This is a genomic window from Shewanella oncorhynchi, from assembly GCF_030848765.1.
GTDB lineage: Bacteria > Pseudomonadota > Gammaproteobacteria > Enterobacterales > Shewanellaceae > Shewanella > Shewanella oncorhynchi.
Window position 1 is genome coordinate 2,017,736 of sequence record NZ_CP132914.1, and the last position, 18,058, is coordinate 2,035,793.

Annotated in this window: 11 protein-coding genes and 11 tRNA genes; 15 read left to right on the plus strand and 7 right to left on the minus strand. The window is 44.5% G+C overall.

The genetic code is table 11. From position 1 onward, the window contains the following. Positions 1–166: 166 nt before the first annotated feature. From RA178_RS09080 to RA178_RS09100, 5 genes are all read right to left on the minus strand, one after another. Positions 167–243 (minus strand) — tRNA-Met (locus RA178_RS09080). A gap of 151 nt (positions 244–394) precedes the next feature. Continuing rightward, positions 395–471, minus strand: a tRNA-Met gene (locus RA178_RS09085). Positions 472–616: 145 nt separating this feature from the next. Next, positions 617–693 (minus strand) — tRNA-Met (locus tag RA178_RS09090). A 145-nt stretch (positions 694–838) separates the two neighbouring features. Next, positions 839–915, minus strand: a tRNA-Met gene (locus RA178_RS09095). A gap of 41 nt (positions 916–956) precedes the next feature. Continuing rightward, a tRNA-Met gene (locus RA178_RS09100) sits at positions 957–1,033 on the minus strand. Between the two features lie 257 nt (positions 1,034–1,290). Between RA178_RS09100 and rlmKL the strand changes: the two genes are divergently transcribed. The 5 genes from rlmKL to rmf all read left to right on the plus strand — a co-directional run bounded on the left by rlmKL (position 1,291) and on the right by rmf (position 7,819). Continuing rightward, complete coding sequence (gene rlmKL, locus RA178_RS09105) at positions 1,291–3,420, plus strand: bifunctional 23S rRNA (guanine(2069)-N(7))-methyltransferase RlmK/23S rRNA (guanine(2445)-N(2))-methyltransferase RlmL (RefSeq protein WP_306685183.1); 2,130 nt, start codon at positions 1,291–1,293, stop codon at positions 3,418–3,420. Beyond that, on the plus strand, positions 3,413–3,667 hold the full coding sequence (locus RA178_RS09110; RefSeq protein ID WP_168827464.1) for a glutaredoxin family protein: 255 nt from the start codon (positions 3,413–3,415) through the stop codon (positions 3,665–3,667). Before rlmKL ends, RA178_RS09110 begins: the two co-directional genes overlap by 8 nt. Before the next feature lies 1 nt (position 3,668). Continuing rightward, the gene (locus RA178_RS09115; RefSeq protein ID WP_306685184.1) at positions 3,669–5,594 is read left to right on the plus strand and encodes an ABC transporter ATP-binding protein; all 1,926 of its coding nucleotides are present in this window, start codon (positions 3,669–3,671) and stop codon (positions 5,592–5,594) included. Between the two features lie 28 nt (positions 5,595–5,622). Next, the gene (locus RA178_RS09120) at positions 5,623–7,455 is read left to right on the plus strand and encodes a DUF3466 family protein (RefSeq protein WP_306685185.1); all 1,833 of its coding nucleotides are present in this window, start codon (positions 5,623–5,625) and stop codon (positions 7,453–7,455) included. Between the two features lie 187 nt (positions 7,456–7,642). After that, entirely contained in the window at positions 7,643–7,819 is a 177-nt protein-coding gene (gene rmf / locus RA178_RS09125) for a ribosome modulation factor (protein WP_006082074.1), read from the plus strand. A gap of 122 nt (positions 7,820–7,941) precedes the next feature. Here the strand turns inward: rmf and fabA are convergent, their stop codons facing one another. Together fabA and RA178_RS09135 are read right to left on the minus strand one after the other, a co-directional pair. Then, positions 7,942–8,457 (minus strand): bifunctional 3-hydroxydecanoyl-ACP dehydratase/trans-2-decenoyl-ACP isomerase, encoded by a 516-nt coding sequence (gene fabA, locus RA178_RS09130; RefSeq protein ID WP_028759638.1) that lies wholly within the window; start codon positions 8,455–8,457, stop codon positions 7,942–7,944. A 74-nt stretch (positions 8,458–8,531) separates the two neighbouring features. Next, positions 8,532–10,265 (minus strand): AAA family ATPase, encoded by a 1,734-nt coding sequence (locus tag RA178_RS09135; RefSeq protein ID WP_306685186.1) that lies wholly within the window; start codon positions 10,263–10,265, stop codon positions 8,532–8,534. Positions 10,266–10,487: 222 nt separating this feature from the next. Between RA178_RS09135 and RA178_RS09140 the strand changes: the two genes are divergently transcribed. The 10 genes from RA178_RS09140 to RA178_RS09185 all read left to right on the plus strand — a co-directional run bounded on the left by RA178_RS09140 (position 10,488) and on the right by RA178_RS09185 (position 18,054). Further along, a tRNA-Ser gene (locus tag RA178_RS09140) sits at positions 10,488–10,578 on the plus strand. A 732-nt stretch (positions 10,579–11,310) separates the two neighbouring features. Beyond that, the gene (locus tag RA178_RS09145) at positions 11,311–13,308 is read left to right on the plus strand and encodes a methyl-accepting chemotaxis protein (RefSeq protein ID WP_306685187.1); all 1,998 of its coding nucleotides are present in this window, start codon (positions 11,311–11,313) and stop codon (positions 13,306–13,308) included. A 178-nt stretch (positions 13,309–13,486) separates the two neighbouring features. Further along, positions 13,487–13,577, plus strand: a tRNA-Ser gene (locus RA178_RS09150). Between the two features lie 190 nt (positions 13,578–13,767). Continuing rightward, positions 13,768–13,858, plus strand: a tRNA-Ser gene (locus RA178_RS09155). Between the two features lie 478 nt (positions 13,859–14,336). Then, entirely contained in the window at positions 14,337–14,981 is a 645-nt protein-coding gene (uvrY, locus tag RA178_RS09160) for a UvrY/SirA/GacA family response regulator transcription factor (RefSeq protein WP_006082070.1), read from the plus strand. A gap of 103 nt (positions 14,982–15,084) precedes the next feature. Continuing rightward, the gene (gene uvrC / locus RA178_RS09165) at positions 15,085–16,914 is read left to right on the plus strand and encodes an excinuclease ABC subunit UvrC (RefSeq protein WP_263181527.1); all 1,830 of its coding nucleotides are present in this window, start codon (positions 15,085–15,087) and stop codon (positions 16,912–16,914) included. Positions 16,915–16,961: 47 nt separating this feature from the next. Beyond that, complete coding sequence (gene pgsA / locus RA178_RS09170) at positions 16,962–17,510, plus strand: CDP-diacylglycerol--glycerol-3-phosphate 3-phosphatidyltransferase (RefSeq protein WP_028759642.1); 549 nt, start codon at positions 16,962–16,964, stop codon at positions 17,508–17,510. A gap of 214 nt (positions 17,511–17,724) precedes the next feature. Next, positions 17,725–17,800 (plus strand) — tRNA-Gly (locus RA178_RS09175). A 44-nt stretch (positions 17,801–17,844) separates the two neighbouring features. After that, positions 17,845–17,918 (plus strand) — tRNA-Cys (locus tag RA178_RS09180). 49 nt (positions 17,919–17,967) lie between these two features. Continuing rightward, positions 17,968–18,054 (plus strand) — tRNA-Leu (locus RA178_RS09185). Positions 18,055–18,058: the final 4 nt, after the last annotated feature.

Genomic DNA, 18,058 nt, shown 5'->3' on the forward strand with positions numbered 1-18,058 from the left:
GATTGCTAATGTTAAATCAGCGACGACCTTCATCCTTTGTTTATAAAGAATTGAGCCCGACGAGTGAGCATGTTGCTCTGTTCTGTATTTAACTGTGGTTTTCTATGAATTTTAGATATAAAAAAACCAGCTTATGCTGGTCAATTTTCTCTTTCACAAAGAGAATTGGTTGCGGGAGCCGGATTTGAACCGACGACCTTCGGGTTATGAGCCCGACGAGCTACCATGCTGCTCCATCCCGCGTCCGATTGTTGTTAATAACTGTTTTAATTCTGTCATCAAAGAATTGGTTGCGGAAGCCGGATTGCTAATGTTAAATCAGCGACTACCTTCGCCTGTTGTTTATAAGGAGTTGAGCCCGATAAGCTGTTTCTCGTTATAAGCATATATAAAGTGGTTGCGGGAGCCGGATTTGAACCGACGACCTTCGGGTTATGAGCCCGACGAGCTACCATGCTGCTCCATCCCGCGTCCGATTGTTGCTGTTAATAACTATTTTAATTCTGTCATCTAAGAATTGGTTGCAGGAGCCGGATTTTAACTGACGACCTTCGCCTGTTGTTTATAAGGAATTGAGCGCTATAAGCTGTTTCTCTTTATAAAAACATATAGAAAGTGGTTGCGGGAGCCGGATTTGAACCGACGACCTTCGGGTTATGAGCCCGACGAGCTACCATGCTGCTCCATCCCGCGTCCGATTGTTGCTGTTAATAACTATTTTAATTCTGTCATCTAAGAATTGGTTGCTGGAGTCGTATTTTAACTGACTACCTTCGCCTGTTGTTTATAAGGAGTTGAGCCCGATAAGCTGTTTCTCGTTATAAACACATATAGAAAGTGGTTGCGGGAGCCGGATTTGAACCGACGACCTTCGGGTTATGAGCCCGACGAGCTACCATGCTGCTCCATCCCGCGTCCGATATCTATCTGTATTACTTTGCTATTTTGCTTTTAAATGGTTGCGGGAGCAGGATTTGAACCTACGACCTTCGGGTTATGAGCCCGACGAGCTACCATGCTGCTCCATCCCGCGTCCGTCTTCAAAGCGGGGCAGACTATAACGGCAGCGCCTTGGCATTGCAAGGACGAAGATCGAAAAAGGTGGTGAACGCTTAAATATAAAGCGGAGTGGGGGGCTTTCATACAATTTAAACATAAGTTAGGGATTTTTCGTTGATTATCTTAGGTCGAGGATGAGACTAAATGGGGTTTCGACTAATAACTGTTTATCTTTTATGTATTCGAGCAGGTATAATGTCGCTTTGATTTTGACTGCGTACTGATTATCCCATGCTTAATTTTTTTGCCGCCGCCCCTAAGGGCTTTGAATATAGCTTAGCCCAAGAGCTGACAGAATTTGGTGCGACTGAAGTAAAAGAGAGTGTTGCTGGTGTGTATTTCACTGCCCCCTTAGCTTTAGCGTATCGGATTACTTTATGGACACGTTTAGCCAGCCGTATCGTGTTGGTTATCTATAAAGGTAGCTGCGAGTCGGCAGAGCAACTTTATAATGCCGCCTATTGTGTCGATTGGCCGGCGCATTTTTCCAATAAAAGCACTTTTAGTATCGATTTTCATGGTACGGGTGGTTTTATCAATAATACCCAGTTCGGCGCACTCAAGATTAAAGACGCGGTTGTGGATAGATTCCGGGACGATGACGTTGAGCGCCCCAATGTGTCACGCGTCGATGCTGACTTTAAAGTTGATGCCCATTTTCGTAATGGCGTAATCACGATTGCGATGAACTTCTCTGGTCCATCATTGCATCAACGTGGCTATCGTTCTACTACTGGCGAAGCGCCTCTGAAGGAAAACTTAGCCGCCAACATGTTAGTACGCAGTGGCTGGCAAGCAGCGCCTTCGACCTTGCTCGATCCTTTCTGTGGTAGTGGAACTGTGCTGATTGAAGCGGCTTTAATGGCGGCCGATATTGCCCCAGGCTTACAACGTAGCCGTTTTGGGTTTGAACATTGGCGTCGTCATGATAAAGCTGTGTGGCAAGAAATCGTTGAAGAAGCAAAAGCGCGTGCCTCATTAGGCGTGAAACGTTGCGAGATTAAATTCTACGGCTCAGATATCGATTCGCGCTTAGTCGCGTTAGCCAAACGTAACGCCGAAAATGCCGGTGTACTCGAGTTAATTGAGTTTCAAGTTGCAGATGCGTTGACGATAACGCCGCCTGCAGAAAGTGGCTATTTGATCACTAACCCACCTTATGGTGAACGTTTAGGCAATGTGTCTGAGTTATTGCAGCTTTACTATCAGCTAGGCGACAAGTTTAAGAAAGAGTTTGGCGGCTGGAAAGTGGCCATGCTGTGTAGTGATATCGAGCTGGTATCATCACTTAAGCTTAAAGCCGACAAACAGCTGAAGATGTTCAACGGTGCCCTAGAATGTGCCTTTAACATTTATACCTTGCATGCGACCAGTACGCGTCGTGATACGCCAGTGCTGCCAGACGGCGTCGACATTGCCGATATCGCCCCTGCTTTTGCTAACCGCATTAAGAAAAATGCCAAGTTATTAGAGAAGTGGGCCAAGAAAGAAGGCATCGACAGCTATCGTATTTATGATGCCGACATTCCTGAATATAACGTCGCAGTAGATAAATACTTAGATTACGTGATTATTCAAGAATATATGGCGCCAGCAACTATACCTGAAGCCGTAACCAAGCGTCGTTTAAGCGATGTTTTGTTAGCACTGCCGTCGGCCATTGGTATCAATCCGAACAAGATGATCATGAAGACGCGTGAGCGTCAAAAGGGCACGAGTCAGTATCAAAAGCTGGATGAGCGTAAGTTAGAGCTTATCACTACCGAATATGGCGCTAAGTTCAAACTGAACTTAACCGGTTATTTGGATACAGGTTTATTCCTCGATCACAGATTGACACGCCGTTTAGTCGGTCAAAAATCTAAGGGACGCCGTGTACTTAACCTGTTCTCTTACACAGGTTCTGCTTCTGTGCATGCGGCGCTTGGTGGGGCTAAATCGGTGACGACGGTGGATATGTCAAATACCTATATTGCTTGGGCGAAGGACAACTTTGCACTCAATGGACTGCAAGGTAAGCAGTATGAGTTTGTTCAATCTGACTGCATGCAGTGGATCCGTGATTGCCGTGAACAGTACGATCTGATTTTTATCGATCCGCCGACCTTCTCAAATTCTAAGCGTATGGAAGATTCATTCGATGTGCAGAGAGACCATGTGAACTTACTGGCATCCTTAGTGAAACTGCTCAGCCCAACGGGCGAGCTAGTGTTCTCTAATAATAAACGTAAGTTTAAGATGGACATAGAGGCGCTGACAAAGATGAACATTAATGTGAAGAACATTGATGACGTGACTTTGCCTATGGACTACAAACGTAATCCACATATTCATAATACTTGGCTTATCACCCATGCCTGAGTTGACTCAAGCAGAATTAGATAACAGGCATTATCTGCTATATCACACAGAGGGATGTCATCTGTGTGAACTGGCCGCGGCCTTACTGGACGCGGCTGACATTGGCTATCGGGCCATAGATATTTGTGACGATGAATACCTCGCGCAGCGTTATGGCGTATCGATCCCTGTGCTTAAAGCTTGGGATGGTAGAGAATTACATTGGCCATTTAACGCAACGCAATTACAAGAGTTTACAGGAGCTTAGTTTGAGTCTGGTTCGTATCAATAGTGGCTCTTTAGCCTATGGTTACACTCCGTTGTTACAAAAAGCGGATTTTACTATTCAACGCGGCGAGCGCGTGTGTATTGTTGGCCGTAATGGTGCTGGCAAGTCGAGTTTATTAAAAGTGTTATCTGGTGATGTACTGCTGGATGAAGGCGAATTCAACATCGCTGGTAATGTGACCGTTAGCCGTCTACAACAAGATCCGCCAAAGGCTGAGCAAGGCACGGTATACGCTTATATTGCTGCGGGATTAAAGGAAGTGGGCGAGGCGCTTGAGCGTTATCATCAATTGTCCCACGATGTGGCCCATGCCGATCCCGAGCAAATGGATCGTATGCTGAATGAAATGCAAGGTCTGCAAGAAACCTTAGACCACTATAATGGATGGCAGCTAGATTCTCGTATCCAACAAAACTGCGAATTATTAGGACTCGATCCTGACAAATCCTTGAGCGAGTTATCGGGTGGTTGGCAGCGTAAAGTGGCGTTAGCCAGAGCACTGGTGAGCGAGCCAGATCTGTTGTTACTTGATGAACCGACCAACCATTTAGACATAGACACTATCGAGTGGCTTGAAAAGTTTTTACTTGATTATCAAGGCGCTATCGTCTTTATCAGCCACGATAGGGGCTTTATTGCCCGTATGGCGACGCGGATTGTCGATTTAGACCGTGGTGTGGTGACCTCATGGCCGGGCAACTATCAAATGTATCTTGATGGTAAGCAAGAATGGCTGCGCGTCGAAGCCGAGAAAAATGCCTTGTTTGACAAGCGTCTCGCCGATGAAGAAGTGTGGATCCGTCAAGGCGTTAAAGCCAGACGTACCCGTAACGAAGGTCGAGTTCGCGCACTGAAGGCGCTACGTGAAGAGCGAAGTGAACGTCTGAATCGTCAAGGCAATGCTAAAATGGCAGTATCGGATACTGAACGTTCTGGTAAGTTAGTCTTTGATGTGACCGATCTTAACTTCAATCTGCCCGATAAAAATCTGGTTAAAAACTTTAATACGACGGTTATCCGCGGTGACCGTATTGCGCTGATTGGGCCAAACGGTTGTGGTAAATCAACCTTGATCAAGCTGTTAATCGAGAAGCTGCAACCGCAATCGGGCGAAATTAAAGTCGGTACTAAGCTCGAAATCGCTTATTTCGACCAATATCGTGAAGCGTTAGATCCTGAGCAAACCGTTGAAGATAACGTTGGTGAAGGTAAAAAGACCATCACGATCAATGGTCAAGACCGCCACATTTTAAGTTATTTGCAGGACTTCTTGTTCTCGCCTATGCGTGCCAGAACGCCAGTGAAAGCGCTGTCGGGTGGTGAGAAGAACCGTTTGTTATTGGCTAAGTTATTAATTCGCCCTGCAAACTTAATCATTCTCGATGAGCCAACTAACGATCTTGATATTGAGACCTTAGAATTGCTAGAGTCGTTGCTCACTGAATACCAAGGTACGTTGTTGCTAGTGAGCCATGATAGGGCATTTATCGACAATACTGTGACCAGTAGCTGGTGGTATGCGGGTAATGGCCATTGGAGCGAGTATGTAGGTGGTTATCAAGATGCCGTGAACCAAGGGGCAAAGTTTTATTCTGAGGAACCTAGTTCGCAAAAGGCGGTCGAAGCTCCTGCGGTTGAAACTAAACCCGTTGAAGTTAAAACTGTAGAACCTGCGAAAGCGGTAAAAAAACTGTCGTATAAGCTACAGCGTGAGTTAGAGTCGCTACCTAATGTGATGGAGCAATTGGAGGCAGAAATTCTCGCATTGCAGACCACTATTGGACATTCAGACTTTTATAGTCAGGCGCAGGATAAAGTCAATCAGGTATTGAGTCTGTTGGCTGATAAAGAAAAGCAATTGGAAGTTTGCTTCGAGCGTTGGGAAGAGCTTGAGTCACTGAAGTAAACCAATAATAAAAATGGGAATAGAATTAATGAAGTCAAAGTTGGATAAAGCCCTTTCCTTGGTTGCCTTAGGTGTCCTTGGTGTATTAAACAGTGCCCATGCTGCACCTGTCTATGAAATCGTTAATATCGATAATTATGACCTGCTGGGCACGCTTGAAGGCACTCGCAACGGTTATGCTTTAGGTGTAAATGCTAGTGGTGAATTAGTCGGTATTTCAAAGGGTAAGAAAAAACTCAGCAGTTCAGATGTCGAAGGCGGCGTGATTGATGTTGCCGACGGTATCGCACCAGAAGAAACCATTACTTATTCTATTACCGCTGCCATTGTTGCAAATAACTTTGCTTTTATTGCTGCAGAAAATGGTGCAGCTGGGGCTTGGTTACCGACATTCGACAGCATTAATGGTACTACACCGCCAAATGATACTGCTGTGATTAACTCTGTTGATACCTTTTATTACGGTATTAATGATGCCGGTATTAAAGTGGGCAGCATGACTGCGCCTGAAAAGAAAACAGAGAACACTGCAACAACTGATGTTACCGATGATTATTGGTATTACCGCGACTATGAGTTCCGCGGTGTTGTAAAAGTGGGTAGCACTGAAATTCCATTAGTTCCTCCCTACACGCAATTTGTTAATGCTGATAAGACTAAAATCGCAGAGTTAGGTGGATGGTCTGCTGCTACAGCTATTAATAATAATAACTTAGTGGCTGGTTATGCCAGTACTGCTATCAGTAAATATGGTAGTGATCGTGTTAATTATTGTTTAGGCTCGGATAATACTTTGCCGTTGGATGTTTGTGTACAACGTGAGCAATATCCGAACTCTACGGGTACGCGTAACATTCAGTACCAGACGCGTGCCTATGTATGGCAAATCGACAATAATATCGCTACGGGAATTGAGTTGCCTTTAGGGTTAACGCCTAAAGCTGATAACACCTTAACCTTTACTGCTCAGGCGCTCGGCGTGAATGATAACGGCGTGGTTGTTGGTCGTTCGCACGTTTATCGTAACAACAATACAGATAAGTTGCACCAAGATGCGGCTTATTGGGCTAAGGATGCCGAAGGTAATTATAAATACCACTGGATCCCAATGGGTGAATCGATTTCAAGTTCCATTGCCTATGACATCAATGATAGTGGTATTCTTGTCGGTAGTTATCGTAGCTATATTCAAGGTTATTTGCGCGACAAGTTTTTCTATTTTGATACTAATACTCCCGATGTTGGCTATGTAACCCCTAATGATTTTGCCTCAACGGCAACGGATCTTTCGAGTAAACCCAAGGATATTAACAATAAAGGTCAAGTAGTTGGTTACGTTGAAACGACTTACGATAAAGAGAAGCCACGCCCCAAAGCGGGTTTCCTGTATGAGAAGTCGACGGGTGAGTTTAGCAATATCAATAAATTGCTGACCTGCGAGTCTAAGGGGTATGAAAAATCAAACGATGGTAGCTGGGCACGTCATCAGGTCGAAGTTCAGGATGGCTCGGGTAAAATTCTTCAATATAACGCTGATATTTTAGTGGTTGAAGGTACGAGTATCAATGAAGATGGCACTATCGTAGGTACGGCTTTTATTCGTAAACCTTCTTATCAATTTGATAAAGATGGCAACATAGTTATTGGTGAAAATGGCTTACCGCTATTTGAGCTGAGTGGTAGTGGCGAGCCTGTAACGGCTTATGTTCCACGTATGGTTGTACTTAAACCGGCTACCAGTGGTGAAGCTTGTACTGTTGAAGATAGTACCGATACCGGTAATTTTGAGCGTTCTGGTGCGGCAACGTTAGCTTGGTTATTTGCCTTGCCATTGGTGTGGTTCCGTCGTCGAATTCGTTAAGTTTTAAGCTTCAATTCAGACTAAAAAAATCGAGGCGAAATGCCTCGATTTTTTTTCGCTAAGATCTCAATAGTTTAATAAATAGTCAGTATAATAGCCGATTTTTTGATTGATCTTGGCGTCAAAAAGCACTATTTCTATGGGTGAAGCTTTTGCTTCTATTTTATGTAGAACAGAGGACGCTTGCATGAAAAGACAAAAACGAGATCGTTTAGACAGAGCTTTTTCAAAAGGATTCCAAGCTGGGGTTGGTGGACGCTCTAAGGAGCTCTGTCCATATGCAAATCTTGATTCGCGATCGCAGTGGTTAGGCGGTTGGCGTGAAGGTGTGGATGGCCGAGTTAATGGGCTATTTAATAAATAATTGAGTTTTACTCATTAATTAAATAGCCCAGAACAAGCAAAGTAATGCAGCATATTGCCCTCAGATGAGGGCATTTTTATATCTGCAGTACTGATATCTTCAGTGTATTGGAGTAAGACTGATCAGAATGTAGACGTATCGCTAAAGACACCGACTTTAAGATCGGTTGCACTGTAGATTTGACGGCCATCAACTTCAAGGATTGCATCGGCAATACCCATCACCAGTTTACGGTGAATAGTACGCTTGATATTGAGTTTATAAGTGACTTTCTTAGCGCCTGGTAATACTTGACCCGTAAACTTCACTTCACCTACACCCAGAGCACGGCCTTTGCCTTCTGCGCCTTCCCAGCCTAAATAGAAGCCAACGAGTTGCCACATGGCATCTAGCCCTAAACAACCAGGCATTACCGGGTCGGTAATAAAGTGGCAGTCAAAAAACCATAAGTCTGGATTAATATCGAGTTCAGCGACAATTTCACCTTTGCCAAACTCACCGCCATTATCATTGATAGTAACGATTCTATCTATCATCAGCATGTTATCGACAGGCAGACGAGGTGAGTTTGGACCAAATAATTTCCCATGGCCACAGGCGATGAGTTCTTCTTTATTGAAACTGTTTGCTTTGTTCATTGTTTTACTACTCCAGCAATAAGAGCCGCCAAGATTAGCGAACACGTGTAAGCTAAACAACTCCGATCAGCTAATTAGCGGCGAAAAAATCCCAATTTTGCGAGTAATCTCGTGATTATGCCGATTTCCTCCTCGCCATTTCCTGCGAGCTTGTCTAATCGTTCCTGCACAAGGCCGTATAATGAATCATGTGGAAAATCATTATCTTCATCGGCTACACCCGCAGGCATTTGCATTAATAGCTCAACAGCTTGGTCCATATGCTCGATTGCATAGAGGTGAAATAAGCCTTTGCCTACAGCTGTAATCACTTTGGGATTGAGGTTAAGCTGTAACACGTTCGACTTGGGCATAATAACGCCTTGTTCTCCCGTGAGACCACGACGTTCACACAGATTAAAAAAGCCTTCAATTTTCTCGTTGATGCCACCAATCGCTTGCACATTACCAAATTGATCCAATGCACCAGTTATTGCCAGTGACTGAATAATGGGTTGTTCGGCAATCGCTGACATCAAACAGCAGTATTCGGCGAGTGATGCGCTGTCACCATCAATTTCTTGATAGGATTGCTCGAAAACGATATTGGCATTTAGGTGTAATGGTGCATCTCGCCCAAAGATACGGTACAAGCAGGCAGAAAGGATCATCATTCCTTTGGCATGTATATTGCCACCAAGTTCAGATTTTCTTTCGATATCGGCGACTTCACCATCACCATAGTGAACAGATGCCGTGATCCGCGCAGGCTCACCATAACTGTAATCGATGGCATCAATGACAGTTAAGCCATTGATCTGACCTACCATAGCACCCGAAGTTGGCAGATTTATGAAGTTGTCATCGAAGCTTTGACCTGAATACTCTTCCGAGCTGTTATGACGATAGTTAGCTTGGGCTAACGCGAGCTCAATACTGCTCGCATTGATACTCGGTTTACCACAATAGGCTTTAGCTTGTACCATCAGTTGGGCAAACTCGAGCATAGACAAACTGAGGCGGCGCTGATGTTCAGTTAAACGTGCACTATAACGAAAAAGTAGCGCTAGGCTTGATTGTTCTAGAGTGACCTCGACACTTTGTGCAACCGCTTGCAACCATGCGACGTATTGTGACTCTGTATAACGGACCAAGTCGATTTCGCTAGCGAGTTCTGCTAGTAGGGTAAAGTGACGTTGAAATTGCCAATCCTCAGTTCTGACTTGGCTATAAATCATTCCTGCACCGATAAGGACAATTTTACAATTGAGCGGGATAGGACTTAAGTTATTGCTAATCTGATACGCTTTATGGGTGAGGATTTGCATCACTAATTCCCATAAACCTTCACGTTTCCAAAGTGACTCGGCGCAAATAAATACATAATGACATTCGGCCAGAGCACCAGCTTGATACTGGCTTGTTGTTCCTGTTTGTGCCATACGGCCAATGAGGTCTACACGGCGAATATTACCACTGAGGTAGCGATAGCGAGTCGTTTTTTCGGCAATACTGACCTGATTTTCCTGTGGTTTCTCTGATTGCCACTGAAATGTTGCCGCTTTGTCAGTCGGGCGTGTTGCCACTAAATAAGCTGGAGATAACGGCGCTAGGCTATCAATACAGGCTTGGATCATTAATTGGCGGTCAATGCTCGGGAAATCAGCTAGATACAAGTGCTGATCGACAATAGCTTGGTGGAGTTTAAACGCATCCACAGCACGCTCTTGTCCTAAGAGTAATGCGCTTAGATTGTCAGCCGTTTCGGGAAGGGTTGGCAGGCTAAATTCAGGTGCGAGTGAAGACGTGGGTATCAAGAGTGAATTCATATAAGCATTTACCGTGAAAAGTTGCAGTGATTTTACCATACCAAGGCGACAAGTCTCTCACTGTATAGGTGTTTTTACGTCTGTTTACTCGATTATTCGTTGAAACTGGCCATGTATTTGTTGTAAAAAAACATCGGGGTGAACATAAGTTGAACATTTGACTCGATATTTAAAAATTGAGGTTTACAAGTTAGCGGTATACTTATATTATTTTCGGCGTTCGGAGGGGTGGCAGAGTGGTTTAATGCACCGGTCTTGAAAACCGGCGTGGGTTTATAGCCCACCCAGGGTTCAAATCCCTGCTCCTCCGCCATTTTTAGTCAAAAAGCCGCTAAGCAATTAGCGGCTTTTTGCATTTATACAGTTTGAACCCTTGGGTTCCTGATTTGAAGCGCAGCTCCTGCGCCATATTCACGAGAAAGGCAATCAGTAATGATGGCCTTTTTTGTTTGTGCAATTTGAACCAAGGTTCCTCATTCTAAGTTCAGCTCCTCCGCCATATTTAGTCAAAAAGCCGCTAAGCAATTAGCGGCTTTTTGCATTTATACAGTTTGAACCTTTGGGTTCCTGATTTGAAGCGCAGCTCCTGCGTCATATTCACGAGAAAGGCCATCAGTAATGATGGCCTTTTTTGTTTATGCAATTTGAACCAAGGTTCCTCATTCTAAGTTCAGCTCTTGCGCCATATTTAGTTAAAATGCCGCTAAGCAATTAGCGGCGTTTTGCATTTGTGCTATTTCCGCTCTTAGGTTTTGACCCTAAACGTGGCGTCAGTGCCATGCTTTAGGGAAAGACTATCTGTCATGATTGTTCATTGTGTTAACCCTAGATTCTTCATTTTGATATCAGTGACTGCTACTGATTAATGGGCTTTTTTATCCGCGCTTCTCGTTTATGGTCTACACTAAGTTTGTGGCCAAGTTAATGGTTTTTATGGTCTTTAAAATTTGCACTAGGATGGTGCGACGTATGATTCTCGACAGTCTTGGACCATACGGCCGAACAATTCTCCCATCTGGGTGACTTATTTTAAGTAGAGAAAGCTATGTTTTTACCTACACGTATTTCGCAGCGGCTCACAATGGGCAGTGTAGTGCTGCTTCTACTCACCGGGCTCGCGGTTTTTGGTGTGATGTCACTTCGAGGGCAGCCTCGAGTGGTGGCGGCGAGTCAAGAGTTAATTGAGCAAACGGGGAGCAGTATCGTAAGGCAACTCGCACTTAAGTTGGCAAGCATTGAGGGGATTACTTTAAGCCTTGCACACCTCGCAGAAGTGCTACCCCATGAGCAAGCTCTATATCTTAACTCCTTACCTAATTTGATTGATAACAATGGCGATCTCACTATCGCTGGGGGCGGGATCTGGCCTGAGCCAGATAAATTCGTCGCAGGGAGTATCCGCCACAGTTTTTTCTGGGCCCGTGGTAGCGATAATCTACTGGCTTATTCGGATGACTATAATGCGCCATCTGGCCCTGGGTATCATAATGATCCTTGGTATACGGGCGCGCGGACTAGCTCAGTATCTCAATGTTTATGGTCAGAGGCTTATCAAGATCTGGTTACAAAGGTGGCTATGGTGACATGCAGTGTGCCATATCGTCTCACGGGGACATTTGCAGGGGTCGCAACGATAGATTTAAAACTTGATGATTTAGCTAAATTTTTAACAGAACATGGCAATGTGACTGACGGTTATGCTTTTGCTTTAGACCAAGCAGGTAATATCTTACATTTTCCTGAAACGAATAAGTCCGACACTTTGTTACGTTTTACGGATCTCGTCGGGCAGTTACCTTGGCTTGCCCCCGTTGAAACTGCACTTAAGCAAACCTCAATCAATAAAGTGGTGTCTGTAAGCTTAAATAAGGATGGAAGACTTAATCAGGCGAGTGAGGTGAGTCTTTTTGTAATGCCAGATACCGGATGGGTGATTGGCCTTGTGACGCCTAAAACGCGAGTCACAGGGCTTGCCCGTGAGCTAACATTTGATATTTTATTGTTTTTATTACCATTACTCGCCATTTTACTTTCTCTGGCTTGGTTATCGGGTAAAAAACTGTTGGCGCAACTTGAGGAAACCACAGATCAAATTGCTTCCCTTGGGAGCGGTAGTTTGGGGGCGAATGTTGAGCTGCAAATTCAGCGAGATGATGAGATTGGCGCTTTGCGCCGAGCCGTAAACACCTATGCAGGGACGTTAAGGGCAATGTTAGATCTGATCACTCAAGAAGCAAAGAAAATTCAATTTGAGGCAACGCAATTAAGCGGACTTAGCCGTAAGTTAGCTCAGCGCGCAGAGCAACAGCGGCTGGAGAGTGCACAATTAGCCGCTGCGATAACGCAAATGTCTTCAAGCGCTATGGAAGTTGCGAATAATACCAATGATTGTGCTGCAACTGCGCAATCGTCTTTGATTGTAGTGCGAGAAGGGCAAACTCGTGTTGCAGCCAGCAATACTTCCATCGAGGCATTATCAGGAGAAATTGCCAACGCAACTAAGGTGATATCCCAATTGGCCCAAGACAGTCAAAAGGTGGGCGCTGTATTAGATGTGATTAAGGCGATTTCTGAGCAGACTAATTTGCTCGCTCTCAATGCGGCAATTGAGGCGGCTAGAGCGGGCGATCAGGGTCGTGGTTTTGCAGTCGTTGCTGATGAAGTTCGAACCCTTGCGGGGCGAACTCAAGATTCGGCCAATGAAATTAGTACCATGATTAACGCTTTGCAATCGGCTTCGCGGCTCGCTGTGCAAGCAATGCAAGCTGGGGAGTCCCGCACTGTCCATGCGGTTGCGGAGGCTGAGGGCGCTGCCAATTCTCTATCGAGTACCGTACAAAGTTTCGATGATATTTCACAGCGTGCCCAACAAATCGCGTTAGCTGCTCAGCAGCAAAGCCAAGTCACTCAAGAGATTAATGAGTTGGCAGTGCGAATAAATAGCATTAGTGAAGATAACTCCCTCGATGCAACGGCGCTTGATGTGTTAAGCCTTGAGATGCAGAAACTATCTGACCGTTTAATCAATATCAATCGAGCTTAGTCTTAATATAGTGTGAAGTGTGCCACCTTAAAATGGCGCTTCAACTGATAAGGGATTCAAAGATAAGTTGAATAACGCGATATTTTTAAGCGGATTGGATGTAGATTGACCATGTAGATTGCTTCTTTAAATTAAGGGTTTACAGCAGAGTAGTTGATAGCTATTATCTCGCTCGTTCGGAGGGGTGGCAGAGTGGTTTAATGCACCGGTCTTGAAAACCGGCGTGGGTTTATAGCCCACCCAGGGTTCAAATCCCTGCTCCTCCGCCATATTCACGGAAAAGGCCATCATTACTGATGGCCTTTTTTGTTTGTGCAATTTTCATTTCAGTTTTCTCATCCTAAGCCCTTTGTTGTTCACTGCTTTCGATTTAAGTGAATATGAAATAGTCAATCAACACTATTAACCATAAATTTGAGTTTACAGTGGCGACAGAGATAGCTATTATCTCGCTCGTTCGGAGGGGTGGCAGAGTGGTTTAATGCACCGGTCTTGAAAACCGGCGTGGGTTTATAGCCCACCCAGGGTTCAAATCCCTGCTCCTCCGCCATATTTTACAAAAAAGGCCATGTTTATTCATGGCCTTTTTTGTGTGTGAAATTTGAACTAGGGTTCTCCATTCTAAGCGCAGCTCCTACGCCTTTTTGCATTTAAGCTATTTAAAAACCTTAGGTTCCTGATTCTAAGCGTATCTCTTCTGCTATTTTCACGTGAAAGGCTATCAGTAATGGTGGCCTTTTGTTTTTCTTGAACTGAAAAATTGCCTATATTTTCTGGATACTTTGATATCGATTTAACAGGGATTTTAGGCTGGTCATTCTGGGGTTATTGCTTCGTTTTTAAACGCTTTTTATTGGTATGCTATTCTGGAATCCTTCCTTTAAATATCATCTAGTTAACAATGTTGAATTTATGCTTTGCGAAATGGGGTTGTTGGGCTAAATTAGCCCTATGAACTCGTTATCCGTTTGCCATGTTGCTTTTTCTAACACACGGATCGAGCTGTAAATTGTAAAAGGTGGGTTAAGTTGATTTCGATATATTTGGTTGACGATCATGAGCTTGTGAGAACTGGGATCCGCCGCATCTTGGAAGATGAACGTGGGATCAAAGTCGTGGGCGAAGCCCCTGATGGTGAGACTGCGGTGCAGTGGGCTCGCCAAAATGAAGCGGATGTGATCTTAATGGATATGAATATGCCTGGGATGGGCGGATTGGAAGCCACTCGAAAAATTTTACGATATCAACCCCATGCAAAAATTATTGTATTAACTGTACACACGGAAGATCCGTTCCCAAGTAAGGTGATGCAGGCTGGCGCTTCGGGCTATTTAACAAAAGGAGCGACGCCACCAGAAGTATTGCAAGCGATACGTCAGGTCTCTCGCGGACAACGCTATTTGTCCCCAGAAATTGCCCAACAGATGGCGCTGAGTCAGTTTAATCCTGCCGATGAAAACCCGTTTAAGTCTTTGTCCGAGCGTGAGTTACAGATCATGTTGATGATCACCAATGGCGAGAAGGTTAACGATATTTCTGAGCAACTGAACTTAAGTCCTAAAACCGTTAACAGTTACCGTTATCGTTTATTTGCTAAGCTGGGGATCAGTGGTGATGTCGAACTAACGCGGTTAGCTATTCGCTATAAGATGTTGGATGCTGGCCATTTTTAATGGAAAGTGGATTGCGTTGGTCGATGACTTTAATCTAGCGAGTTCTTGGGTTATATGTTCCTATGTTGTTTGTGTTAAGTCTCCAAAACTGTGGGTGTGAATAATGTCGAATGAATTTAACGCCCAAAGTTTCTTACGTACTGTTTCATCCTCTGCTGGGGTTTATCGCATGTATGACGTCAAGAATGACGTCATTTATGTGGGTAAAGCCAAAGATCTTAAAAAACGGCTCACCTCGTATTTTCGTAAAAACCTCGGTAATGTTAAGACCCAAGCCTTAGTTTCACATATTCACCATATTGATGTGACGCTGACCCACAGTGAAACAGATGCTCTGTTGCTTGAGAATGATTACATCAAGCAATACATGCCAAAATACAATGTGTTGTTGCGTGATGACAAATCTTACCCTTACATCTTATTAAGCCAGCATGAGCACCCAAGGCTTGCCTATCATCGTGGTCCGCAGCGGGAAAAAGGCCACTATTTTGGTCCTTATCCCAATGGCGGTGCTGTGCGTGAAAGCCTGCATTTGATGCAGAAGCTGTTTCCTATTCGTCAATGTGACGATCTTTACTACAAATCGCGCTCACGCCCCTGTTTGCAATATCAACTGTCTCGCTGTAGCGCGCCCTGCGTGGGCAAAGTCAGTAACGCTGATTATGATGAGCAAGTGAAATTAGCCAGCCTGTTTTTAAAGGGGAAAGATCAGCAAGTGATCAGCGCCTTGGTTGATAAAATGGAACTTGCGGCCGAGCAGCAAGCCTATGAACAGGCTGCACGATTTCGCGATCAGATCATGGCGCTGCGTAAAGTTGCCGAGCAACAGGAAGTCTCTAATAATAAAGGCGATATGGATGTTATTGGGGTGCATTATGCGTCAGGCATCGCCTGTTTCCACCTGCTATTTATCCGCGAAGGTAAAATTTTTGGCAGTCGTAGTTATTATCCTTCAGTGCCAGCCCAAACTGATATGGATGAGGTGCTACGCTCCTTTATCCTACAGTTTTATTTAAATGCAGATATTCAACGCACTATTCCAAAAGAAGTGGTGATTAGCCATAATTTTGAAGAATTACATGAACTTGAAGCGGCGATTTCAGAGGCGCTAGATAAAAAGTTTTCGATTAAGACCAATGTTCGCGCCGACAGGGCGAGCTTCTTACGTTTAGCCGTGACTAATGCGACGAATGCAGTGGTTACGCGCCTGTCCCATAAGAACACCGTCGAACAGCGTTTTGTGTTACTCGAAGAAATCTTAGAGTTGAGTGGGCCTATCCAGCGAATGGAATGTTTCGATATCAGTCATACCATGGGAGAGAGCACCGTTGCCTCCTGTGTGGTGTTTAATCGCGAAGGGCCGCACAAAGGTGAGTATCGTCGTTATAATATTGACGGTATTACACCGGGTGATGATTATGCGGCGATGAAGCAAGCGGTGAGCCGACGTTTCGATAAAATTGAAGCAGGCGGTAAAATCCCTGACATTCTGTTTATCGATGGTGGACTCGGGCAGTTGCGTATTGCCCAAAAGATAGTGGATGAAAAGTTTGTTCATTTGGATAAAGCGCCGCAGCTTATTGGGGTAGCGAAAGGTGAGGGCCGTAAACCTGGGCTTGAAACCTTGATCTTAGGGGATACCGAAACCAGCTTTTCCCTCGAAGGGGATTCGCCAGCACTGCACCTTATCCAACATATTCGTGATGAATCCCATCGATTTGCAATCACTGGCCACCGTAACCGTCGCCAGAAAACCCGTAATACTTCAACACTGGAATCTATCCCTGGTATTGGTCCTAAACGTCGTAAAGCTTTGTTACAGCATTTAGGAGGCTTACAGGAAGTGAAAGGGGCAAGTGTGGCGGAATTAGTCAAAGTACCAGGGATCAGCATAGAAATGGCACAAACCATTCATGATGCATTGCGAGGGTGATAAAATTAAGGCAAGATTGGCGCTGCTTTTGACTAACTGGTTTGATCATGCCGTTTAACTTACCTATAGCATTAACTCTTTTCAGGCTTTTTTTACTGCCCATTTTTGTGGTGCTGTTTTATTTACCCTATGACTGGACCCCTTTTGTTGCCGCATTTACCTTTTGGCTCGCGGCGTTAACGGATGCATTAGATGGTTATGCTGCCCGTAAATTGAAACAATTAACTCGTTTTGGCGCTTTTCTTGACCCAGTCGCTGATAAGTTGATGGTGATTACAGCTTTAGTTTTGTTGGTCGATCAATACGCGAATATCTGGCTGACATTGCCCGCCCTGTTTATGATAGGTCGCGAGATTGTCATTTCAGCGTTGAGGGAATGGATGGCTGAAATTGGTAAACGTGGTACTGTCGCCGTGTCTTGGATTGGTAAATATAAGACGGCTGCGCAAATGGTGGCAATTATTGGGCTGATTTGGCAATACAATCCTTTAATGACGAATGCCGCATTTGTACTGTTATATATCGCCGCTGTATTAACGTTTTGGTCAATGATGAGTTACATTTTAGCCGCTTGGAAAGATCTTACCGCTGAATAGTGCAATAAAAAATCAAAGAGATTATTTAGTGTGCAAGCAGTAAGTTATCGATAAAACAGCGGTTGACACTGGGTGGTAAATCGGTAGAATGCCACCCCGTAGACAAGAGGCAATGTGCAAACAAAGTCTTAACGTTATCAAATATTGATGTTTGATATTAGCTAGGTAATAAAGTGAAATGCTTTGTTTATCTGAGTGAATAGTAAAACAAGATGCGACATTAGCTCAGTTGGTAGAGCGATACCTTGCCAAGGTATAGGTCATCGGTTCGAACCCGATATGTCGCTCCAATATTTTTAAAGTCTAATTCTACTCAACATAAGTTAGCAACTATGGCGCGATGGCAGAATGGCTATGCTGCGGATTGCAAATCCGTCGATCTCGGTTCGACTCCGGGTCGCGCCTCCATAGATTAAAGTATTAATGACACGATTCCCGTCGTTAATATCAAGAGTTTGCCCGAGTGGTGGAATCGGTAGACACAAGGGATTTAAAATCCCTCGCTGGTAACAGCGTGCCAGTTCAAGTCTGGCCTCGGGTACCATTAT